Annotated in this window: 18 protein-coding genes and 1 tRNA gene; 7 read left to right on the top strand and 12 right to left on the bottom strand. The window is 65.7% G+C overall.

What is annotated here, in order from left to right:
- Window positions 1-24: 24 nt before the first annotated feature.
- The 4 genes from RBB42_RS08165 to RBB42_RS08150 form a co-directional block, all read right to left on the bottom strand.
- Window positions 25-1,002 carry a TAXI family TRAP transporter solute-binding subunit gene (locus RBB42_RS08165; RefSeq protein WP_305969431.1) on the bottom strand — a complete coding sequence of 326 codons (978 nt, stop codon included), beginning with the start codon at window positions 1,000-1,002 and terminating at the stop codon, window positions 25-27.
- Window positions 1,003-1,030: 28 nt separating this feature from the next.
- Window positions 1,031-3,145, bottom strand: a complete 2,115-nt coding sequence (locus RBB42_RS08160; RefSeq protein ID WP_305969430.1) for a TRAP transporter permease — start codon at window positions 3,143-3,145, stop codon at window positions 1,031-1,033.
- The gene (locus RBB42_RS08155) at window positions 3,135-4,808 is read right to left on the bottom strand and encodes a sulfatase-like hydrolase/transferase (protein ID WP_305969429.1); all 1,674 of its coding nucleotides are present in this window, start codon (window positions 4,806-4,808) and stop codon (window positions 3,135-3,137) included. The genes RBB42_RS08160 and RBB42_RS08155 overlap by 11 nt, the downstream gene beginning before the upstream one ends.
- 97 nt (window positions 4,809-4,905) lie before the next feature.
- The gene (locus tag RBB42_RS08150) at window positions 4,906-5,826 is read right to left on the bottom strand and encodes a LysR family transcriptional regulator (RefSeq protein WP_305969428.1); all 921 of its coding nucleotides are present in this window, start codon (window positions 5,824-5,826) and stop codon (window positions 4,906-4,908) included.
- 120 nt (window positions 5,827-5,946) lie between these two features.
- Between RBB42_RS08150 and RBB42_RS08145 the strand changes: the two genes are divergently transcribed.
- The 4 genes from RBB42_RS08145 (at window position 5,947) to RBB42_RS08130 (ending at window position 10,617) form a co-directional block, all read left to right on the top strand.
- Window positions 5,947-7,719, top strand: coding sequence for a SulP family inorganic anion transporter (locus RBB42_RS08145; protein ID WP_305969427.1), 1,773 nt, complete (start codon window positions 5,947-5,949; stop codon window positions 7,717-7,719).
- A 75-nt stretch (window positions 7,720-7,794) separates the two neighbouring features.
- Window positions 7,795-7,868 (top strand) — tRNA-Gly (locus tag RBB42_RS08140).
- A 98-nt stretch (window positions 7,869-7,966) separates the two neighbouring features.
- Window positions 7,967-9,766, top strand: a complete 1,800-nt coding sequence (locus RBB42_RS08135; protein ID WP_305969498.1) for an ABC transporter transmembrane domain-containing protein — start codon at window positions 7,967-7,969, stop codon at window positions 9,764-9,766.
- 74 nt (window positions 9,767-9,840) lie between these two features.
- The gene (locus RBB42_RS08130; protein WP_305969426.1) at window positions 9,841-10,617 is read left to right on the top strand and encodes a hypothetical protein; all 777 of its coding nucleotides are present in this window, start codon (window positions 9,841-9,843) and stop codon (window positions 10,615-10,617) included.
- A gap of 69 nt (window positions 10,618-10,686) precedes the next feature.
- Here the strand turns inward: RBB42_RS08130 and RBB42_RS08125 are convergent, their stop codons facing one another.
- Window positions 10,687-12,249 (bottom strand): bifunctional metallophosphatase/5'-nucleotidase, encoded by a 1,563-nt coding sequence (locus RBB42_RS08125; protein WP_305969425.1) that lies wholly within the window; start codon window positions 12,247-12,249, stop codon window positions 10,687-10,689.
- 191 nt (window positions 12,250-12,440) lie between these two features.
- Between RBB42_RS08125 and RBB42_RS08120 the strand changes: the two genes are divergently transcribed.
- Together RBB42_RS08120 and RBB42_RS08115 are read left to right on the top strand one after the other, a co-directional pair.
- Entirely contained in the window at window positions 12,441-12,779 is a 339-nt protein-coding gene (locus RBB42_RS08120) for a DUF952 domain-containing protein (protein WP_305969424.1), read from the top strand.
- Window positions 12,779-13,837: a quinone-dependent dihydroorotate dehydrogenase gene (locus RBB42_RS08115; RefSeq protein ID WP_305969423.1), complete on the top strand. Its 1,059-nt coding sequence runs from the start codon at window positions 12,779-12,781 to the stop codon at window positions 13,835-13,837. Before RBB42_RS08120 ends, RBB42_RS08115 begins: the two co-directional genes overlap by 1 nt.
- Before the next feature lie 84 nt (window positions 13,838-13,921).
- Here RBB42_RS08115 and RBB42_RS08110 read toward each other — a convergent pair whose 3' ends face one another.
- From RBB42_RS08110 to rpsA, 6 genes are all read right to left on the bottom strand, one after another.
- Window positions 13,922-14,584 (bottom strand): phosphoribosylanthranilate isomerase, encoded by a 663-nt coding sequence (locus tag RBB42_RS08110; protein WP_305969422.1) that lies wholly within the window; start codon window positions 14,582-14,584, stop codon window positions 13,922-13,924.
- A gap of 97 nt (window positions 14,585-14,681) precedes the next feature.
- Window positions 14,682-15,041 (bottom strand): lipopolysaccharide assembly protein LapA domain-containing protein, encoded by a 360-nt coding sequence (locus tag RBB42_RS08105; RefSeq protein WP_305969421.1) that lies wholly within the window; start codon window positions 15,039-15,041, stop codon window positions 14,682-14,684.
- Window positions 15,042-15,044: 3 nt separating this feature from the next.
- Window positions 15,045-15,326 carry an integration host factor subunit beta gene (gene ihfB, locus RBB42_RS08100; protein WP_043141735.1) on the bottom strand — a complete coding sequence of 94 codons (282 nt, stop codon included), beginning with the start codon at window positions 15,324-15,326 and terminating at the stop codon, window positions 15,045-15,047.
- A gap of 220 nt (window positions 15,327-15,546) precedes the next feature.
- On the bottom strand, window positions 15,547-15,879 hold the full coding sequence (locus RBB42_RS08095) for a hypothetical protein (RefSeq protein WP_305969419.1): 333 nt from the start codon (window positions 15,877-15,879) through the stop codon (window positions 15,547-15,549).
- 81 nt (window positions 15,880-15,960) lie between these two features.
- The gene (locus RBB42_RS08090) at window positions 15,961-16,386 is read right to left on the bottom strand and encodes a hypothetical protein (RefSeq protein WP_305969418.1); all 426 of its coding nucleotides are present in this window, start codon (window positions 16,384-16,386) and stop codon (window positions 15,961-15,963) included.
- A gap of 121 nt (window positions 16,387-16,507) precedes the next feature.
- Window positions 16,508-18,172: a 30S ribosomal protein S1 gene (gene rpsA, locus RBB42_RS08085; RefSeq protein WP_305969497.1), complete on the bottom strand. Its 1,665-nt coding sequence runs from the start codon at window positions 18,170-18,172 to the stop codon at window positions 16,508-16,510.
- Window positions 18,173-19,015: 843 nt separating this feature from the next.
- On the opposite strand from rpsA, the gene RBB42_RS08080 reads away from it, so the two are divergent.
- The gene (locus RBB42_RS08080) at window positions 19,016-20,791 is read left to right on the top strand and encodes a calcium-binding protein (protein WP_305969417.1); all 1,776 of its coding nucleotides are present in this window, start codon (window positions 19,016-19,018) and stop codon (window positions 20,789-20,791) included.
- A gap of 43 nt (window positions 20,792-20,834) precedes the next feature.
- Here the strand turns inward: RBB42_RS08080 and RBB42_RS08075 are convergent, their stop codons facing one another.
- Window positions 20,835-21,119 carry a hypothetical protein gene (locus RBB42_RS08075; protein ID WP_305969416.1) on the bottom strand — a complete coding sequence of 95 codons (285 nt, stop codon included), beginning with the start codon at window positions 21,117-21,119 and terminating at the stop codon, window positions 20,835-20,837.
- Window positions 21,120-21,282 lie beyond the last annotated feature (163 nt).

Below are 21,282 nucleotides of genomic sequence, written 5' to 3'. Positions count from 1 at the left end.
GCATCGCTGCCCCGGCCCCGATCCTCATTTCAGCGCGCCGACCTCGCGGTAGTAGCGCTCTGCGCCCGGGTGCAGCGGCATGCCGGCCAGCGATTGCACCGCGAACTCGATGCTCAGCGCCTTGGCCCAGGGCGCGTCAGAGGTGATGCTGTCCACGTTGTCCCAAAAGGCCTTGGTCACCTGGTAGACGGTTTCCTCATCGAGGTCCGCGCGCAGCCCGATGCCCACGGCGGTGTCGTTCGACATCACCGGCCCGTCGTTGACCTGGTTGCCGTAGATGCCCGCCGGGATCTCGGCCAGGTAGCGGAAATTGCCCAGGAACTTGTCAACCGCCTCGCCGGTGTGATCCTCCGGCCCGATAAAGCGAAGGCTCTCGGTCTCGGTAAACTGGATGAATTGCTGGCAGGGGTCGATGCAGCCGTTGACGTACATGTCGATCTTGCCGTCCAGGAAAGACTGGAATCCGGTCGCCCAGTTGGCGGTGATCGCCTCGTAGTCCTCGCCCGCGATCAATCCCGTCGTGGCCTCGATCCAGCCCTTGGCCGCGTTGAAGGCGCCGCCCCCCGCGGGGCCCAGAAAGACGGTCGCGCCCTCGATGTCGTCGAGATACTCGATGTCGCTGTCGCCACGCACGGCATAGTGATACTGGCCGTAGGGGAACCACATCAGCAGCGCCAGGTTTTCCGACACTTCGGCGGCGTCGGGCTGGTTGGCGTACATCGCCTTGCCGGTCGAAATGAAGTTGTAGATCGTCGGCGACACCATGTACATGTCCAGGTTGCCGCGCGCGGTCTCGATCTGGTGCAGGGTGGCGGCCCCGCCCCCGGCGACCTCGATCTGGATGTCGGAAAGCGTCCCGTTCACCACGTTGGCAAAGGTCGCCATGGTGATCGCCTGGCCCAGGCTGGGTTCGATCGTGGCCATTTTCAACGTCTCCTGCGCAAGGCCAGCGGTGGCAGAGACGGTCAGGGCCGCAGTGGCCGCAAGTGTCAGGTGTCGCATCGGATTTCCTCCCTGTTCGGTGCGAATGTCATGTGGTGGCCGCGCCGGGCCGACCGGCCAGGCGCGGGCTGATGAAGAGAAGCGCAAGCCCCAGCGCCGCCGCCGGACCGGCTATGGCCATCTGCGGCAGCAGGGCCGCGCCGCCCAGGGCAAGCCGCAGGACGCGTTCCGCGGGTGTGATCCGGGTCCGGTCGTAGCCCGCCAGCGCCGAGGCGATCAGCCACATCGCAAGGACGAAGGCGGCAATGATCCAGAAGAACTCGAACCATGTGACCGTGGCGATGTCGATCATCGCGCGGGAATTGACCGGATCCTCGCCGAACCACTCGAATACCACCTGCAGCTTGTAGAGCACCGCCGGGTGATAGACAAAGACGAAGGGGATCAGGAAGCCCGCCAGGGCGATCTTCGCCGCCTCGAACCCGGTCTTGATCGGGTCCGCCCCGGCGATGGGGGCGGCGGCAAAGGCGGCCAGGGCCACCGGTGGCGTCACCGTCGACATCATGGCAAAGAAGACGACGAACAGGTGCAGCGTCAACGGCGCGATGCCCACCGTGTCGATGCCCGAGCTGAGCGCGATCACGATGATGAAATAGGTCGCCCCCGGCGGCAGCCCCATCCCCAGGATGATCGCGCCAAAGGCCACCACGACCAGCACCAGCGGCAGCGGCCCGCTTGCGGCCTCGGCCAGCAGTTGCGACAGCCGCCCGGAAAAGCCCGAGGTCTGGATCAGCCCGACGATCAGGCCGATGGCGGTCACGATCACCACGATCGACGCGGCCATGCGGCCCGCATCGACAAAGGCGTGCCAGATACGGCTGGCCGAGCGGAACTCTCGGAACAGCACGGCGGCAGAAACCACCGCGACCACCAGCCCGTAGAACCCGGCCTTGGGCACCGAGGGCTGCGCGAAGAGGAAGTAGGACAGCGTCCCCAGCGGCAGCACGAAGACCAGGCATTGCACCCATTCCCCGCGCGTCAGCTTCGGCCGCGCCTCGGGCGGCAGGGCACCGACGCCCCGCTTGCGGGCCTCGAAGTAGACCGCCAGGAAAGTGCCCAGGTAATAGAACGCGGCGGGCAGGATCGCGGCGACCACGATATAGCGGTACTCCAGCCCGATCTGGCCGGCGACGAAAAAGGCCACGACCCCCATGACCGGCGGCATGATCTGCCCGCCGGTCGAGGCGGCGGCCTCGACGGCACCGGCAAAGGCCGGTTTGAACCCCGCCTTGCGGATCACCGGGATGGTCATGACCCCCGTGGACACCACGTTGGAAATCGCCGCACCGCTCAGCGTGCCGAACAATGCCGAAGAGGCGACAGAGGCATGCGCCGCGCCGCCGATCAGCCCGCCGGTCAGCCGGTTGGCGATCTTCATCAGCAGATCCCCCGCCCCCGAGGCCATGAGCACGGCACCAAAGACGATGAAGATCAGCACGTTGCCCGTCACCACCTGGATCGGCTGGCCGAACATGCCCCCGGTCTGGGCCCAGAACTGCAGCACCATCTGGCGCAGGTTCTGTCCCATCGACGACTCGGACCCGGCCAGGATGCCGGTCCATTCCGGAAGCCAGCCCTTGGCAAAGAAATAGATCACCCAGAACAGGCAGAAGGCGACGATAAAGCCGCCGAAGAGCCGCCACGTCAGGTAAAGCGTGATCGCCGTGGCCAGTGGGAACATCACGAAGTCGATGGGCCGCGCCACCGGCAAGGCGCCCGCGTCAGAGGCGAAGATGGCGATGATCCAGCTGGTGAAGGCCATGACCGCCAGCAGCGTCAGCCCCCAGTTGAACGCCCGCTGGCCCGGCTTGCGGTGCAGCGTCAACAGCGTGATGGCAAAGCTCATCACGATGGGCAGGCCGATGATCAGGCCGGTCGGCAGCAGGAACGATTGTTCGAAACCGCGATAGGCCGCCCCAAGCCAGTGTTCGCGCAGGAACACCCGCTGGTCGCGGCGGCTCATCTCGTCGAAGGCCGGGGTCGTCGCCTCGATGAACCAGCGCACGAATTCGCTGATCGGGCCGGACGCGGCGTAGATCACGATGACCAGGGAAAACGCCATGGCGACCACGTCGGCCAGGTGCTTGTCGAATAGGGCGCCGCCGCGATCGGGCGCGGGCGCTTCCGTATCTTCAGACGTCATGGCTCTCCTCCTTCGCCATAGGTGTCTTTGCATGGACCTGGCGGGCTGGGCCGCGATATTTCTCGGTCAGGTCCGCCGGGACCTCGCTGCCATCGGCCAGGAAGGGCAGGATGCCCCGCCGCATGGACCGGCCGCGCGCCGCGCGCACGTCGTCATCCGACATGGTCACGCGCTGCGCCATGCGGCGCCCCCATTGCCCCAGACAATCGTACATGCGGTCGACCTGGGCCTGGTACGCGGGATCGTCGCCCAGGTCGGTGAATTCCTGCGGGTCGGTCTCCAGGTCGAACAGCATCGGCCTGAAACCGCCCTCGAAGTGGATCAGCTTCCAGCGTCCGTCAAAGACCATCATCATGCGCGCGTCGCGGGGCTGGACGCCCAGCGCGTCGGCGCGCGGCGTGACGGAATAATCATACTCGCTGATGACGAAGTCGCGCCAGTCCCGCGGTGTCTCTCCCCGCAGCCAGGGCATCAGCGAACGGCCCTCGATGATGTGATCCGGCACCGTGCCGCCCGCCGCCTCGACAAAGGTGGCGGCCAGGTCGATGCCCTCGACCAGCGCATCGCAGGTCGTCCCCCGCGTCGCGTCGGCATCGGCGCGCGGATCGCAGATGATCATCGGGATCTTGACCGAGGCCTCGTGGAAGAAATCCTTTTCCCCCAGCCAGTGATCGCCCAGGTAATCGCCGTGGTCCGAGGTCAGGACGATCATCGTGTCGTCCATCTGTCCCGTTGCCTCAAGATGGTCCAGCAGGCGGCCCAGCTGGTCGTCGCATTGCTTGATCAGGCCCATGTAGGCCGGGATCACCTTTTCGCGCACCTCGTCGCGCTGGAACGCCTGCGCCACGCGGGCGTCGTGATAGGCGCCCAGAACCGGGTGCGGATCATCCAGTTCGGCCGGGTGCCGCAGGGGCGGCTGGATCTGGTTGTGACCGTACATGTCGTGATAGGGCGCCGGCACGATGTAGGGCCAGTGCGGCTTGATAAAGCTCACATGCGCGCACCACGGCCCCCTTGCCTGGTCGACAAAGCGGATCGTCTCCGAGGTCAGCCAGGGCGTCTCGCTGTCCTCTTCGCGGATATTGGCCGGCTTGTCGGCGTTCATCAGCATCCAGCCGCTGGCGATCTGGCCATCGTCGACACCCGCGTTGGCGTAGTCGGCCCAGGGGTTGTCGCCGTCATAGCCCTTGCTCTTGAGATACTCGTTGTAGGGAGAGCGTTTCTGGTCATAGTCCCCGTCCGGACCCGATCCCCACAGGCCGTCATCCCGCGCCCAGGCATCGAACCCGCAATCCGCCTGCCGCGCGCCGATCAGGCTGTCAGGCGCAAGGCCCAGCCGTTCCATGCCCTTGGCATCCGCCTTCATGTGGGTCTTGCCCAACAGCCAGCAGTCCATGCCCAGCGCCCGCAGGTGATCGCCCAGCGTGACCTCTCCCACCCGCAGCGGAAAACCGTTCCACTGCGCGCCGTGGGACGAGACGTAGCGCCCGGTGTAGAAACTCATCCGGGAGGCGCCGCAGATCGGCGATTGCACATAGGCATTCGTGAACCGCACGCCGCGCGCGGCGACCCGGTCAAAGTTCGGCGTATGCAGATGCGGATGCCCGGCGCAGCTCAGGTAATCGAACCGCAACTGGTCATACATGATGAACAGGATATTCATCGTGCCTCCTCCTCCCTTGCCGGGGACAATGGCACACCCCGGACAAGTGCGGAGTAATGCCAGCAAGGCACATCAGGGAGACCCTGAATGTTGATGGCTATAACTTTTCGGCATCCCCCGAACCGAACAGGTTGCTGGACACCTGCTGCACGCAGTCCACGAAATATTGCAGCGCGGGCGTCGGCGGACGCTCGGACGAGGTGATGATCGCGATCCGGGCCGAGATCAGCGGCGGATCCACCTCCAGCGCCGCGATTCGCCAGCGCGCGGCGGTCTGTTCCAGGATGCGGCCGGGATAGGTGCAGAGGTAGTCGCTTTCCTCGATCAGCGACAGCACGCTGAAGATCGAATCCGATGTCACCTTGGGGTCCGGCGGCTCCAGTCCCAGCTTGGTGAAATGGCGCCGCAGAAAGGGCAGCCGGGCACGTGTCCCGATCATCAGCCAGTCACCCTTGGCCAGTTCCGACAGTCGGGTTTCCCCGACCCAGCGCGAATTGCGCCCGGTGATCACCGAGATCGGCGTCTCGACAAGGAATGTCGTGCTCAGGCCCGCCACGTCCGCCGCCTGCGGTTCCGGCCCGATCACGATATCCACCTGCCCGTCACGCACCGGCCCGAAGGCGATCGGTTCGTGCCCGCCGCTGATCTGCACATGCACGTTGGGAAACCGGCGCTGAAACCGTTTCAGCGTTCCGCCGATCAGCCGCGTCGCCGCTAGCGGCGAGACGGTCACGTTCAGCCGCCCAGTGCCCAGCCCGCGCCGCTGGTCCACCTCTTCCTGCATCTTGCGCAGTTCCGACTGGATCACTTGCGCCCGGCGCAGGATCGGCTTGCCGTCCTCGGTCACGATCACCCCGCTGGGCGCCCGCTTGAAGATCGCGGCCCCCAGTTCTGCCTCGGCCTGGCGCAGCGCCTTCGTCACCGCGGGCTGGGTCTTGCCCAGCATCTTGGACGCGGCGCGAATGCTGCCCGCGCGTTCCACGGCCAGCAGCATCTCGATATGCTGGATCTTGATCATGCGGCCCCTCCCCCGGGCAGCCTTCCCTATTCCCGAAACTTATACCCTGAAATTTTCGATCACTAGCCCGAAGCCGCGTTTCCCGTTAGCCGCCATGCACCACGAACGGGAGGAAACGGCATGAAGGCGGCGACGGAACGGGCCATCTCGGCGGCATTCTCCGCGCTGCGCCCGGATTGGACGGCGCGGATCACCCCCACCAGCCTGCGCGCCGATGCCTTTGCCGGGCTGACCGGTGCGACGCTGGTGCTGCCGCAGGGGGTGGCCTTTGCCGCCATCGCGGGACTGCCGCCGGAATACGGCTTTTATACAGCGATGATCACCCCCGTCGTCGCCGCCCTGACCGGGTCCAGCTGGCACGCGGTCTCCGGCCCGACCACAGCCATCTCGGCACTGGTCTTCGGGGCGCTGGCGGGCAGCCTGGCGCCGGGATCGCCGCAGTTCATCTCGGCCGCCATCGCGCTGGCGCTGATGGTCGGCGTGATCCAGCTGGCCCTGGGGCTGGCCCGCATGGGCGTGCTGGTCGATTTCGTCTCGCATTCGGTGATGACCGGCTTTGTCACCGGGGCCGCGATCCTGATTGCCCTCAGCCAGGTCGACAAGGCCCTGGGCATCGACCTGCCCCGCCCCGAGGCGCTGGGGGAATTCGCCCTGGCCCTGGCCGAACGCCTGCCCGGGACCGACTGGCGCGCGCTTCTGGTCGCGGGCACGGCGCTTGGCATCGGGATGGGCGTGCGCAAGCTGAACCCGGCGCTGCCCAACTACCTGATCGCGCTCCTTGCCGCGACGATCCTCGGTCTCCTGCTGGGCGGAGAGGCCGCGGGCCTCGCAACCATCGGCACCATCGAGGGCGTCGCGCCCGGGTTTGCCCTGCCCGACATCACCTTGCAGACCATCCGCGACCACGGCTCTGCCGCCTTCGCCATCGCGCTGGTCGGCCTGCTGGAGGCGATGTCGGTGTCCCGCGCGATCGCGCTGAAATCCGGCCAGACCATCGACGGCAACCGCGAGTTCGTGGCGCAGGGCCTCTCCAACATCGCCGGCAGCCTGTTTCGCTGCTACCCCGGCTCGGCCTCCTTCACCCGGTCGGGCGTGAATTACGACAGCGGCGCGCAGACCCCACTCTCGGCGATCTTTGCCGCGCTCTTCCTGTTCCTGATCCTGCTGCTTGTCGCGCCCTGGTTCGCCTATGTGCCGATCCCCGCGATGGCGGGCGTGATCCTGCTGGTCGCCATCCGCCTGGTGAACCTGCCCGAGATCCGCCACATCCTGACCACCTCGCCCGAGGAAACCGCCATCGCCAGCGTCACCTTTGGCGCGGCACTGCTCATCGACCTCGAATTCGCGATCTACGCCGGCGTGCTTCTGTCGCTGGCGCTGTTCCTGAAAAAGACCTCGAAACCCTTTGTCGGCGTCGGCGCCCCCGATCCCGACACCCCCACCCGCATGTTCAAGAACGCCGCCGAAAACAACCTGGCGGAATGCCCGCAACTGCTGATCTCGCGGCTCGACGGGCCGCTCTACTTCGGCTCGGTCGAACATGTGCGCCGCGCCTTTCGCCGGTTCGAAATCGACCGCCCGGGCCAGAAACACATGATCTTCATCGTCAAGGGCATCGGAGAGATCGACATGCCCGGCGCCGACCTGCTGATCGAGGAAGCCGCGCGCCGCCACCGCAACGGGGGCTCGTTCCACCTGCAGACCAAGACCCCGCGCACGATCTCGAAACTGGCGCGGTTCAAGGTGATGAAGGCGCTGACCCGCGAACACATCCACCTGTCCAAACGCGACGCCATCGCCGAGGTCTTTCCCCTGCTCGACCCGCAGGTCTGCGCCACCTGCCCGGCCCGGATCTTTGCCGAATGCCCGCGCCCGCGGGACGCCGCGGATTAGCCCCGCTAGGGACGATTTCCATGCCGGCACGATCTTGACCCCCCGCGCGTGATCGCATACCAAGGCCCCCGCCGAGCGGGCGTTGTGTAATGGTAAGACCCTTGCCTTCCAAGCAAGAGATACGGGTTCGATTCCCGTCGCCCGCTCCAATCCTTCCCCTTTCGCAGTCCGCCCCGCGTCAAGACGGCGCTTGACGCGCGCGCCTCGCATGGCAAAACGCCCCCTGCGCGATACGGAAGGAGACCTCATGGCCGCCAAGACCAAGCCGGGCACCGGCGAGCAGGAGCGTGAGAAGTCGCGCAAGCTGGGGTCTCTCCGCGCGCTCTGGCCCTTCATGCGACCTTACCGGGTGCTGATGATGGCGGCGCTGGCCGCGCTGGTCGCCACCGCGACGATCTCCCTGATCCTGCCGCTGGCCGTGCGCCGGGTGGTGGACAATTTCAATACCGAGGACGGCGCCCTGCTGGACAAGTACTTCGGCGCGGCGCTGGGGATCGCGGCGCTGCTGGCCGTCGGAACGGCGCTGCGCTACGCGCTGGTCACGCGACTGGGCGAACGGGTGGTGGCCGACATCCGCAAGGCGGTCTTCGACAAGGTGATCGGCCTTTCGCCCGCCTTCTACGAAAAGATCATGACCGGCGAGGTCCTGTCGCGGATCACCACCGACACCACGCTGATCCTCTCCGTGATCGGCTCGTCCATCTCCATCGCCCTGCGCAACACGCTGCTGTTCCTGGGCGGGCTGGTGCTGATGCTCTTCACCTCGGCCAAGCTGACCGGCCTTGTCCTGCTGATCGTGCCGGTGATCGTGGTGCCGATCCTCGTGCTGGGCCGCCGCGTGCGCAAGCTCAGCCGCGAAAACCAGGACTGGATCGCCGCCTCTTCCGGCAATGCCTCGGAATCGCTGGGCGCGGTGCAGACGGTGCAGGCCTACACCCACGAGGTCCAGTCGCGCGGCACCTTCGCCGACGTGACCGAGAAAAGCTTTGACGCCGCCCGCAAGCGCATCACCACCCGCGCCGCGATGACGATGATCGTGATCTTTCTGGTCTTCACCGGCATCGTCGGCGTGCTCTGGATCGGTGCCTGGGACGTGCGCGCCGGCGGCATGAGCGCGGGCACGCTGATCCAGTTCGTGATCTACTCGGTCATGGTGGCGGGCGCCGTCGGCGCATTGTCCGAGGTCTTCGGAGAGCTTCAGCGCGCCGCCGGGGCCACCGAGCGACTGGTCGAACTGCTGCAGGCAGAGGACACCGTCAGCGATCCCGTCACGCCCCTGCCCGCCCCCGATCCCGCGCGCGGAGAGATCACCTTCGATCATGTCAGTTTCGCCTATCCCTCGCGCCCCGGCGTCTCGGCGCTGGATGCGGTCGATCTGACCATCGCACCGGGCGAAACCGTGGCGCTGGTCGGCCCCTCGGGCGCGGGCAAGACCACGATCATCCAGCTCTTGCAGCGGTTCTATGACCCGGCAGAGGGGCGCATCCTGCTGGACGGCGTGGCCCTGACCGACATGGCCCGGCACGATTTCCGCCGCCAGATGGCATTGGTGCCGCAGGACCCTGTGATCTTTGCCGCCTCGGCCCGCGACAACATCCGCTTTGGCCGCCCAGATGCCAGCGATGCCGAGGTCGAGGCCGCGGCCAGGGCGGCGGCGGCGCATGACTTCCTTGCCGCCCTGCCGGACGGCTACGACACCTGGCTGGGCGAGCGCGGCGTGATGCTCTCGGGCGGCCAGAAACAGCGCGTCGCCATCGCCCGCGCCATCCTGCGCGACGCGCCGGTGCTGCTGCTGGACGAGGCGACCAGCGCGCTGGACGCCGAAAGCGAACGCGCGGTGCAACAGGCGGTCGACCTGCTGGCCGAAGGACGCACGACGATCATCGTCGCCCACCGCCTGGCCACGGTGAAAAAGGCCGATCGCATCGTGGTCATGGACAAGGGCCGCGTGGTTGCCACGGGTACCCACGACGCGCTGGTGGCCGAGGGCGGGCTGTACGCGCGCCTCGCCCGGTTGCAGTTCACCGAAGGGCTGGCCGCCGAGTAACGGCGGCGGGGCCAGATCAAGGCGCCAAATCCGGGATCATCGTAAAATCCTCTCGCAATCCAAAGGAGGAGAGGATGATGACGCCCCATTGGCCGGCCCGCCTGGGCAGAGTGATCTGTGTGTTCCTGTTCACTTTGAACGCCACTGCCGCAACGGCTGAAACCCCCATCGGGTCCGTGGTCGAAAGCCGCGTCCTGGTGGGATTGACGGTCGCCCCGGACAAGATGAACGCTGCGATGCCGGAAGGCTGGGCCTCCGTCCCCTTTCCTGCCGGTCCGTTCAAGGGGGCCAATGCGATGGTGTCATTTCTGGATGGGCACCTCGTTCTGGACGCCGGGGGCAATCCCGCCACGCCCACCCAGCGAACGACCGCCGCGCTTCTTGGGCTGGGCAAGCCGCCCCAAAGCAAGGATGTGCGCCTGTTCATCCTGAAGGTCTATACCGACGATCCCGAAGCGAACCGCTATGGCAGCACCCATACCGCCAGCGTCACCCGCAGCCGCACCCTGTCGGGCAGCAGCGATGGCGCGCGCCGGTTGACCGAGCGCTGGACCGTGGCCCCCGAGGATGGCGGAGAGATCAGCCTGGACCTGAGCTACACTCTGGGCACGCCCCGCTGGGGCACCGGCAGTTCCAAGGGCTTCTCTGCGGAAGACACCGATTTCCATGTGACGCAGACCTACGAACAGATGGCCGATGTCGCGATGAGCGTCGCAATGGGCAAACCGCTCGACGGAGAGATCACGCTGGACGCAACCGCCGCCGGCCTGGCCGCGCTCTTCGACGGACAACAAGAGATCGTCGCCGTGGTCAACATCCCCTATTACCGCCGCGCGTTGTCCATTCCCTGACCAACCCGCAAATGCAAAAGGCATGCGAGGGTGACCCCGCATGCCTTCCCTGTCGCCGGACCGGGCGCGTCACTTCATGGTGATGCGTCCGTCGGTATAGGGTTGATAGGGTGCGTGATCGGCCAGGTATTCGGCGGTCACATCGGCAAGGTCGGGACCATAGTCATAGGCGTTCTCCGCGTCCTTGAACATCACATAGCCGTCACCGCCGTTGCGGACGTAGTTGTTCGACACCGCGCCATAGACCTTGTCCATCTCGACCGGCGCACCGCCGACCATGACGTCGGAAATCCGGCTGCCCGGCTCGGCCGAGGGATCGACGGTGAAGGTCATGCCCGCCACCTGCGGGAACCGGCCCGCGCCGTCCTCGATCTGGCTGACACCGTTTTCCAGCGCCTCGACCAGGGTCGCCCCGGTGATCTGGAAGGTCGACAGCGTGTTCTGGAACGGCAGCACGGTCAGCACCTCGCCCATCGTCACCTCGCCCGCGTCGATCGAGGCCCGCAGACCGCCGCTGTTGGCGATGGCCACGTCGATGCCCTGGTCCTTGACCCGGTCCAGCATGGCATCCGCCACCAGGTTGCCCATCGAACATTCCATCGCCCGACAGACGTCGCGGTTGCCCTCGATGGGCTCGGCGGCCTCGGCCACGACGCGTGTCTTCATCTCCTCGATCGGACCGGCAAGCTCGGCCACACGGTCGACGATCTCCGGATCCTCTGCCACCGAGGCGTCCAGCAGGATGGTGTCACCCTCGGCCGATACGACTTTGCCGGCATCGTCGAAGGTCAACGTCAGATGGCCGACATACTTGGAATAGGCATAGGCCTGAACAACCGGAACATTCCCGACCATCGTCGGATATGCCATTGCCCCGTCGTCAGAGTTCGAGAACAGAGTATGCGAATGCCCGCCCACCACGGCATCAAGCCCGGTCACGCTCTCGGCGATTTCCATGTCTTTCCTGACACCGACATGCGTGAGGGCGATGATCTTGTCGATACCTTCGGCCTCCAGGGCATCGATATCGGCCTGCAAGCTGTCGATCTCGTCCTGGAAAATGACCGCATCCCCCGGAGACGATGTCTCTGCCGTATCCGTCGCCAGGGCCGAGATGATGGCGATCCTTTCGCCACCGACCTCAAGAACGACATGGTTCGCAACCTTGCCTGCCAGCACATTTGACTGGCTCACGTCGAGATTGCCGGAAATCACCGGGAAAGTGACGCCGTCAATGAGCTTCAACAGGCCCTCGGGTCCGTCGTCGAACTCGTGGTTCCCGACGGCCATGGCGTCAAAGCCGATCTTGTTCATCATCTCGATTTCGACGTCGCCCTTGTACGTCGTGTACATGAGCGACCCCTGGTACTGGTCACCGGCGTCCAGAACCAAAAGGTTCTCTCCATCCAGCTGCTCGCGCAACTCGGCGATCTTGGTGGCGACACGCGCGTAGCCACCAAAGCATTTGCCTTCGGCGTTGTCCTCTGCACCGCAGGTCGAGTCATACTTGTTGATCGGCTCGATGCGGCTGTGCAGATCGTTGATATGAACGATGTGCAGCGTGTAATCGGCGGCGGCGCTGCCCGCCATCAGGGCAAGCGCGGCGGCACCGCTCATCAGTGTACGCGTCATGGGGAAACCTCTCTGTCAGGTCTTTTTGTTGAATGCGCAAAGCCTGCCCCGGCGCGTGGCCGGAGTCAAAGCCTGACGTATGGGTAGCCCGCGGCCGGTGACAGGCGCATGACGGCCTGCATTGAATTGCCGCGCGGCCCGGGCCGACTGCCCGCTTGACCCTTGCCGGGGCGCGCGGCATCACTGCGCCCATGCTGATATACAAGATCCTCCGGGCCGACGAATGGGCGGCGCTGCGGGCACAGGGCGAAACCGCCGGTGCGCCCATCGACGTGGCCGACGGCTATGTGCATTTCTCCACCGCCGAACAGGCGCGCGGCACCGCGGCCAAGCATTTCGCCGGCGAAGAGGGGCTGGTCCTGCTTGCGCTCGAGGCCGAAGCCCTGGGCGAGGCCCTGAAATGGGAGGTCTCGCGCGGCGACGCCCTCTTCCCCCATCTCTACGCGCCCTTGCGACTTGCGGACGTGCGCTGGCACAAACCGTTGCCTCTGGGCGCCGACGGCCACGTCTTTCCGGCGGAGATGGTCTGATGACCCCGCTGGAACGGCTCGGCCTGGCCGCCCTGCACCGGATCGACCCGGAAACCGCGCACGGGCTTGCGCTCAAGGCGTTGCAGGCCGGGGCGGCTCATGCACCGGGCATCGTCACCTCCGACCGGCTGCGCTGTTCGCTGGCCGGGCTCGACCTGCCCAACCCGGTCGGCCTGGCCGCCGGGTTCGACAAGAACGCCACCGCGCTGCGGGGCCTGGCGCGCGCAGGCTTCGGCTTTGCCGAGGTCGGCGCCGCCACGCCCCGGCCCCAGCCCGGCAACCCGCGCCCGCGTCTCTTTCGCCTGACCGAGGACCGCGCCGCGATCAACCGCTTCGGCTTCAACAACGACGGGATGGAGGCGATCGGCGCGCGACTGAAAAGCCGCCCGCGCGACCTGGTTCTGGGCCTCAACCTGGGCGCCAACAAGGACAGCGAGGACCGCGCCGGCGATTTCGCCCGCGTCCTGCGCCACTGCGGCGCCGACGTCGATTTCGCCACCGTCAACGTCAGCTCTCCGAACACGGAAAAACTGCGCGACCTGCAAGGCAAGGCGGCGCTCTCTGCCCTGCTGGCGGGCGTGATGCAGGCCCGGGACGCGCTGCCCCGACCGGTGCCGGTCTTCCTCAAGATCGCGCCGGATCTGGATGATGCCGAACTGGCCGACGTGGCCGAGGTCGCGCTCTCCTCCGGCGTCGCGGGGATCATCGCCACCAACACCACCCTGTCGCGCGCCGGGCTGCGGTCCCGCCATGCGTCAGAGGCCGGCGGTCTCTCCGGCCAACCGCTCTTCGATCGCTCGACCCGCGTACTGGCCCGCCTCTCGGACCTGACCGGGGCCAAGTTGCCACTGGTCGGTGTCGGCGGCATCGGCTCCGCCGAACAGGCCTATGAAAAGATCCGCGCCGGCGCCAGCGTCGTGCAGCTCTACACCGCGCTCGTCTTCGGCGGCCTCAGCCTGGTGCAGGAGATCGCCGAGGGGCTGGACGGATTGCTGCAACGCGACGGCCTCGGCTCCGTGGCCGAGGCGGTCGGATCGGGGCGCACGGCCTGGCTGTGACGGTGGCGGTTAACGCGACCTTACCCCTTTGTACAAAATGCTGGAAACGCCGTACAAAACGTACGTTTTGTACAAACCAGCGGGCTAGAGCCGGGGCGCCGCCTCGGCCACTTTCGCCGCCTCGACAAAGGCGCGGACCTTGCCCAAATCCTTGATCCCCGGCGCGCTTTCGACCCCCGAGGAAACATCCACCTGCGCCGTGCCGGTCATCGCCACGGCCAGCCCCACGTTCTCGGGCGTCAGCCCGCCCGCCAACATCCAGGGCCGCGACCAGCGCCGCCCGGCGATCAGCTTCCAGTCAAAGGCCAGCCCGTTTCCGCCCGGCAGGTCCGCCCCCTTCGGCGGCTTGGCATCCACCAGGATCTGATCGGCAACCTGCTGATAAACAGCCAGTTTTTCCAGGTCTTCGGCCGCCCCCACGCCAACCGCCTTCATCACCGGCAGCCCCCAGCGCGCGCGCACCTCCGCCACCCGTTCCGGCGTCTCGGCACCATGCAGCTGCACCATGTCGAGGGGCACCAGCCGCATGACCTCGTCCAGAAACTCATCCGTCGGGTTGACCATGAGGCCCACCTTGGCAATCCCCACCGGCGCCTCCAGCGCCAGATCGCGCGCCACCTCCGGCGTCACGTTGCGCGGGCTCTTGGCAAAGAACACCAGCCCGGCATAGCTCGCGCCCGCCCCGGCAACCATCTCCATGTCCCCGGGCCGCGTCAGACCACAGATCTTTACCCGGACGTCCGCCATCCAAGCCCCTGTTTCTTCTCTGTAAAAATACTCCCGGGGTGAATTGGCCATCGGGCCAAGAGTGGGCAGCGCCCCCTCCCCCGCGCGACACTAGCGTTCAGCTGGCCTGGTCGAGAATCGCCAGGACCTCGTCCTTGTCCTTGTCGCGCTCGGCCTGGGTTTTTTTCAGCTGGCGCTCGAGCTTGCGCACCTCGGTCTTCTTGGCCGAGGCCTCGGCCCGGTACTTGTACTCGCGCAGCCATTCGAAGACCTCACCCAGCACCCAGCCCAGCACCAGGAACCCCAGCGCCACCGCGAACAGCGGCACCTCGACAGAAAACGCCAGCCACCCCAGTTGCGGAATGCGCGCCAACCCCTCGGGCAGGGTGTTCAGCGTCACCCACTGCAGGTTCGCCACGCAGATGATCGTCAGGAAGATGAGCAGGGCAGCGTAGATGGCATAGCGGATGTAGCGCATGGATTACTTTCCGTTCAGGCGGTCGCGCAGGAGCTTGCCGGTTTTGAAGAAGGGAACGTGCTTTTCCTCGACCTGGACCGACTCTCCCGTCCGGGGGTTCCGCCCGACGCGCGCGTCCCGCTTCTTGACCGAGAAGGCCCCGAAGCCCCGCAGCTCGACCCGGTCGCCCCGGGACATGGCATTGGTGATCTCGTCGAAGATCGTGTTCACGATCCTCTCCACATCACGCTGATACAGATGCGGGTTCTCGTCTGCAATCTTCTGGATCAATTCGGATCGGATCATACCCCACGTCCCCCGGTGGAATCGGCCTTGGCCTTGTTATTTCAGCCAAACTATACGCGGGGCAGGATCAAACGGGAACCGTGCATTTTCGGGGAAAACCCATGTTTTTCCGCGCTTTGCGCTGGATTCCGCCCGTTTCGGCGGCGAATGGCGCAGTCTGCGGCGTTTTCCGTCTCCGTCTTGACCTCGTCCAATCTGCGCGATTCGGAGCGCCCCAAGCCTATTGGCAGACCGCGGCGAATTCCCTGCGCCCCTTGGAATCCCTGTTGCCGGGCTGGAAATAAATCAGCCGCATCCCGCTGTCGGCACAGACCTGCGCTGCCCGGGCACGGACCTCTTCGGGCTGCCACTTGTCGCCAAAGGCGCCGCGCAGCTGGTTCTGGTCCTTGACCGTGACCGCGCGCATTGTCAGCTCGGTTCCGCCGCCCGTGGGCGCCTCCTGGATGAAGCGCGTGTCCTCGTCCGGGATCACGATCTGATCCTGCGCCAGCACCGGCCCGCACAGGACCGCCAGCACACAGAAGGCCGCAGCCCGCCCCATCATCCTTCGCATCTCGTCACCTCCAGCACCGACTCGCCGCCCGAGAAAAGCAAACCCGCGTCCGGAAGGCGAGCCTTTCCTGCTTCCCCGTGATCAGACCTCGACAGTTTCGCCCGTGCGGGCCCCAAGACGGGCCCGGGCAGCGGTGCCCGTGATGCGGTTCATCACGAAAGGACCGGACAGGAACAGCCCCGGCGCGCGGATTGTCCAGTTGCCCTCGATCCGGTTGCCGTCCGGCGAGACATGGCCGGTGTAGTGAATCGGGTCTTCACCATACCGGGGACGGCCGATGTAGGCCTTGCGAAAGTGGACCTCGCGCCCGCTGCGGCTGCCGCTCACCTCGGCCTCGATTTCCGCGCCGGCGTCCGGGGCAAATGTATTGGGTTCCAGCGTCGTGCCCCAGATCACCCCGCCCACGTCAAAGAGCGTCGCGGCAAAGGGCACCGATCCATCCCCGTCCTGGCCGTAGTCATAGACGCCGGTCCAGTCGCCGCTCAGATCCAGTCCGCCTGCCTGCATGGATACCCCCTGTTGCCCGGCCCGAGCCTAACCTCCGCTCCGGAGCGTGCAAGCCGCAACGAAAAAGGCCCCCGCAATTGCGGAGGCCTCGATCCTTTTCAGCCCAAGGGCCGTGCGACGATCACTCGTCGCCGGACTTGAGCGCGGCGCCCAGGATGTCGCCCAGCGATGCACCGGAGTCGGAGGAACCGTACTGTTCGACGGCCTCTTTCTCTTCGGCGATCTCGCGTGCCTTGATCGACAGACCCAGACGACGGGTCTTGTTGTCGATGTTGGTGACGCGGACGTCGACCTTGTCACCGACCGAGAAACGCTCGGGGCGCTGTTCGGCACGGTCACGCGACAGGTCGGAGCGGCGGATGAAGGACTTCATGCCTTCGTATTCCACCTCGATGCCGCCGTCCTCGATCGCGGTGACCTCGACGGTCACGATCGAGCCGCGCTTCACGCCGCCAACCGCATCGGCGAACTTGTCGCCACCCAGCGCCTTGATCGAGAGCGAGATACGCTCTTTCTCGACGTCCACTTCGGAGACGACGGCCTGAACCACGTCACCCTTGCGGTATTCCTGGATGGCTTCCTCGCCGCGCTGATCCCAGGACAGGTCGGACAGGTGGACCATGCCGTCGATCTCGCCTTCGAGGCCGATGAACAGACCGAATTCGGTGATGTTCTTGACCTCGCCTTCGACCTGCGTGCCCTCGGGGTGCGTCTCGGCAAAGACTTCCCACGGGTTGCGCATGGTCTGCTTGAGACCCAAGCTAACGCGGCGCTTGGCGCTGTCGATTTCCAGAACCATGACGTCGACCTCTTGCGAGGTGGAGACGATCTTGCCCGGGTGGACGTTCTTCTTGGTCCAGGACATTTCGCTGACGTGCACCAGACCTTCGACACCCGGCTCCAGCTCGACGAAGGCGCCGTAGTCGGTGATGTTGGTGACGCGGCCCTTGTGGACCGAGGCCAGCGGGTACTTGACGCCCACCAGATCCCACGGATCTTCCTGCAGCTGCTTCATGCCCAGGCTGATACGGTGGGTTTCCTTGTTGATCTTGATGACCTGGACCTTGACGGTCTCGCCGATCGACAGGATCTCGGAGGGGTGGTTCACACGGCGCCATGCCATGTCGGTGACGTGCAGCAGGCCGTCCACACCGCCCAGGTCGACGAAGGCGCCGTACTCGGTGATGTTCTTGACCACGCCGTCAACCGCGTCGCCTTCTTGCAGCTTGCCGATGACCTCGGCGCGCTGTTCGGCGCGGCTCTCTTCGAGGATCGCGCGGCGCGAGACAACGATGTTGCCACGGCGACGGTCCATCTTGAGGATCTGGAACGGCTGCTTGAGACCCATCAGCGGGCCGGCATCGCGCACGGGGCGCACGTCGACCTGCGAACCGGGCAGGAAGGCCACGGCGCCGCCGAGATCGACGGTAAAGCCACCCTTGACGCGGCCGAAGATCGCGCCTTCGACGCGGGCGTCGTCGGCATAGGCTTTCTCCAGGCGGTCCCAGGCTTCTTCGCGGCGGGCCATCTCGCGCGAGATGACGGCTTCGCCACGGGCGTTTTCTGCGGCACGCAGGTAAACCTCGACCTCGTCGCCGACGTTCACGTCGGGCTGTTCACCGGGCTCCGCGAATTCCTTGAGCTCGACACGGCCTTCCATCTTGTAGCCGACGTCGATGATGGCTTGTCCCGCTTCGATCGCGATGACCTTGCCTTTGACAACAGTACCCTCATCGGGCGTGTCCATTTCGAGGCTTTCATTAAGGAGGGCCTCGAATTCCTCCATCGATGCGCTGGGCATATGTGTGTTTGGTCCTTTACAACGGTTTTTTCTGGCCGAGCGGTTGTCTCCGCCGGTCTTGGATTGGTCTCATTAGCTGCCGCAAAACAAAGAGGGCCGGAGATGTCCGACCCTGCTCGATCTCTCTGCCGCGGCGTTTGTTGCCTTGTCGACGCTCGCGCGTATAGAGCAAGGACGCCGCGGGATCAAGCCCTGGCACCGGGGAACGCGCGGGATGCCGGCGGCTGGCGATACCGGAGGCCGCGCCATGGCACGCGTCGACTTGGACCCCGTTTTGGCGTATCGTGGATTCATGATATTTTTTTGCGATTTGCATTTTCGCACCGACGTTTTCCCGGAGGCGTGCATGAAACTCCTGACTGCATTGACGACCGCCAAGGCGTTGCCGCTTGCCTTGACCGCGGCCCCCTTTGGGAGGCCGCCGCAAAGGTCGGCATGACCGCTTGCAACCTCCGCATGGTCACGGCAGGGCGACCCGCCCGGCCAAGCAGTCGCCAGCGTTCCGGGTCGCCGGAACGCAAGAGTGGCGCCGGACGTCGTACAGGTCGCGCGGGCGACATTCCCAACCTCCAGCACGGCCCTTCCTCTTTCGACCGCGCCGAACGACAGGAGTTTCCGGCCCCCCAGACCCCATGGGTGGTGCCACGACTGCCAAGGGCCCCGCCGCGATGACCGTGCAAGCCCCCATCGAGACAGGTCCAAAGGCAGGATCACAGGGCAGAACCTCGGACGCCAGCCCCGGCCTCCGGGGCCAATTGCCAGACGTTCTTTCGCAGCGAGGGTCCTGACCCGACGCCCGCTGCACAGGGTTCAACAAAGGAGACACCCATGACCATTCTCTCTTCAGGCAGCGGCACGGTTGTCGTGCCCGGTGGCGACATCACCTTCCTTCTGACGAACAGCGTACGCAGCACCACCGGCACGGCCACAAACACGATCGAGGCGGACGGCACCGGCACCTTCGACTTCTTCAACGACGGCATCATCGTCTCCGCTGACGACGACGCCTTCAGCCTCCAGCTTGATTTCGACAGCGCGATCTACAACGGCGCAACCGGCATCATCCGGGCCTTCGACACCGGCGTCCTGGTGTTCGCCAGCACGGAGGGAGCAGGCACCGACTTCTACATGGAAAACCACGGCGAGATCAGCGGTGGCGACGAGGGCCTTTTCCTCTCGGGCGTATTGGCGGGCGACAAGGCCACAATCGTCAACTCGGGCCATATCAGCGGCGTGACCCACGCGATCGAAACCGACCGCGCCACGACGGTGATCAATTCCGGCACGATCTCGAGCCAGAGCGAGGCGATCGATTTCCGCCACAACGAAGAATACCATCTGGTCAATTCCGGTATCGTCACCGGACAGTTCCGGGCCGTCGGCGCCGGCGGCCCCTCGAGTGTCGTCGTCATCGACAATACAGGCACGATCCAGGGCGGCTTCCAGGCGATCCTGACCAACGACGGCGACGACATCCTGCGTAATTCCGGCCTGATCGAAGGCAATGTCGACATGCTCGACGGAAACGACACCGTCCGCAACGACGGGGTCATCTCCGGCAACCTCGAGCTTGGCGTCGACAACGATACCTATGTCGGGTTCGGCGGCACCGTCACCGGCGAGATCAACGGCGAGTCCGGCAACGACACCATCATGGTCGACCAGAACGACGCCGACATCGACGGCGGCGCGGGCATCGATCTGGTCCTGGCGCGGGGGGATGTCCTGGATGTCACCAACGTCGAGGAAATCCGCCTGCTGGGCGGCGCAGACCTCGAGGTGCGGGGATCCAACCTGTCCGAAACGATCAACGGCAACCGCGGCGACAACCTTTTGCTGGGGGAAGGCGCGTCCGACACCATCAACGGCGGCGCGGGCAATGACGAGATCCAGGGCGGCGACGGCAACGACGAATTGGCCGGCAGCATCGGGGACGACCTGATAAACGGCGGCGCGGACGACGACACGATCACCGGCGGCCCGGGCCATGACACGTTGCTGGGCGGCTCCGGCACGGATGACCTGAACGGCGGAGCGGGGGACGACTCGCTGGACGGGGGATCCTTCGACGACACGCTTGGCGGATTTTCCGGCAATGACACTCTGAAAGGCGGGTCCGGCAATGACGTGCTGGCAGGGCACGAAGGGAGTGACCTGCTGGACGGCGGCGAAAACGACGACACGCTCGACGGCGGTGCCGGCGACGACGTGCTGCGCGGAGGCGATGGAACCGACGTGCTGCGCGGGCGCGACGGCGCCGACACGATCTCTGGCGGAACGGGGCTCGACTTCATGACCGGGGGGCAGGATGCCGACACCTTCCGCTTTGCCTCTGCCGCGGAGGCGGGGACCGGCGCCAACCGTGACCAGATCCTCGACTTCGACCAGGGCACCGACGTGATCGACCTCGCCGGGATCATCGACGGGGCGCTTGGCTTCGTCGGCACCGGACCATTCACCGCCGCGAACCAGATCCGCCTGGTCGAGACGGGCGCGGGCTCGACCATCGTGCAGATCAACCTCGACGCCAACCTTGCCACGGTCGAAGGCGAGATCCGCGTGGCCGACGTGACCGGCCTGACGGCGGATGATTTCGCTCTATGAACAGGCTTCAGAGGCCGGGCGAATTGTCCGGCCTCTACGCACCTCAGCCAGAGGCAAAGACATTGCCACCCATTGCCGCGGTCATTTTCATCGGCAGTTCCTCTGCCGCCTGAGACCGGATTTCCGCGATCCGGGCCTGTGCGGTCTCGGCTGCCGCTTCGGTGTCATACTCTGTCACCACCATGAAACTGCGGTCCGCCACCCGCACCATCGAAACCCGCTGTGCACCGACCGCCCGGACTAGCGGCACGTATTTTTCGCGGGCCAAGGCCTCCATCTCCTCGGTCCAGTCCTCAGTTTCCCAATGTGAAATCGTGAAAAAGGCCATCGTCCAGTCCTCCCTCCAATGCCCGCACCAAAACGGCGCGGCACCGCCAGTCTGCGCCTTTTTGGGCGAATCAGGAAATCTGACCAAACCGGCCGGGCGCTCTGCAGGCTTCACCCCGCCCTTCTACTCGGCGCCAGGAACCCTATGTTAAAACCGTCAACAT

The sequence above is a fragment of the Mameliella sp. MMSF_3455 genome (genome assembly GCF_030733205.1).
In the GTDB taxonomy this organism is placed as follows: Bacteria; Pseudomonadota; Alphaproteobacteria; order Rhodobacterales; family Rhodobacteraceae; genus Antarctobacter.
This window is presented reverse-complemented; position numbering and strand designations above follow the sequence as displayed.

Excerpts from the sequence above, each read along its gene's own strand:
- RBB42_RS08165 (WP_305969431.1), bottom strand. The coding sequence starts at position 1,002 with ATGCGACACCTGACACTTGCGGCCACTGCGGCCCTGACCGTCTCTGCC.
- RBB42_RS08160 (WP_305969430.1), bottom strand. The coding sequence starts at position 3,145 with ATGACGTCTGAAGATACGGAAGCGCCCGCGCCCGATCGCGGCGGCGCC.
- RBB42_RS08155 (WP_305969429.1), bottom strand. The coding sequence starts at position 4,808 with ATGAATATCCTGTTCATCATGTATGACCAGTTGCGGTTCGATTACCTG.
- RBB42_RS08150 (WP_305969428.1), bottom strand. The coding sequence starts at position 5,826 with ATGATCAAGATCCAGCATATCGAGATGCTGCTGGCCGTGGAACGCGCG.
- RBB42_RS08145 (WP_305969427.1), top strand. The coding sequence starts at position 5,947 with ATGAAGGCGGCGACGGAACGGGCCATCTCGGCGGCATTCTCCGCGCTG.
- RBB42_RS08135 (WP_305969498.1), top strand. The coding sequence starts at position 7,967 with ATGGCCGCCAAGACCAAGCCGGGCACCGGCGAGCAGGAGCGTGAGAAG.
- RBB42_RS08130 (WP_305969426.1), top strand. The coding sequence starts at position 9,841 with ATGATGACGCCCCATTGGCCGGCCCGCCTGGGCAGAGTGATCTGTGTG.
- RBB42_RS08125 (WP_305969425.1), bottom strand. The coding sequence starts at position 12,249 with ATGACGCGTACACTGATGAGCGGTGCCGCCGCGCTTGCCCTGATGGCG.
- RBB42_RS08120 (WP_305969424.1), top strand. The coding sequence starts at position 12,441 with ATGCTGATATACAAGATCCTCCGGGCCGACGAATGGGCGGCGCTGCGG.
- RBB42_RS08115 (WP_305969423.1), top strand. The coding sequence starts at position 12,779 with ATGACCCCGCTGGAACGGCTCGGCCTGGCCGCCCTGCACCGGATCGAC.
- RBB42_RS08110 (WP_305969422.1), bottom strand. The coding sequence starts at position 14,584 with ATGGCGGACGTCCGGGTAAAGATCTGTGGTCTGACGCGGCCCGGGGAC.
- RBB42_RS08105 (WP_305969421.1), bottom strand. The coding sequence starts at position 15,041 with ATGCGCTACATCCGCTATGCCATCTACGCTGCCCTGCTCATCTTCCTG.
- ihfB (WP_043141735.1), bottom strand. The coding sequence starts at position 15,326 with ATGATCCGATCCGAATTGATCCAGAAGATTGCAGACGAGAACCCGCAT.
- RBB42_RS08095 (WP_305969419.1), bottom strand. The coding sequence starts at position 15,879 with ATGCGAAGGATGATGGGGCGGGCTGCGGCCTTCTGTGTGCTGGCGGTC.
- RBB42_RS08090 (WP_305969418.1), bottom strand. The coding sequence starts at position 16,386 with ATGCAGGCAGGCGGACTGGATCTGAGCGGCGACTGGACCGGCGTCTAT.
- rpsA (WP_305969497.1), bottom strand. The coding sequence starts at position 18,172 with ATGGAGGAATTCGAGGCCCTCCTTAATGAAAGCCTCGAAATGGACACG.
- RBB42_RS08080 (WP_305969417.1), top strand. The coding sequence starts at position 19,016 with ATGACCATTCTCTCTTCAGGCAGCGGCACGGTTGTCGTGCCCGGTGGC.
- RBB42_RS08075 (WP_305969416.1), bottom strand. The coding sequence starts at position 21,119 with ATGGCCTTTTTCACGATTTCACATTGGGAAACTGAGGACTGGACCGAG.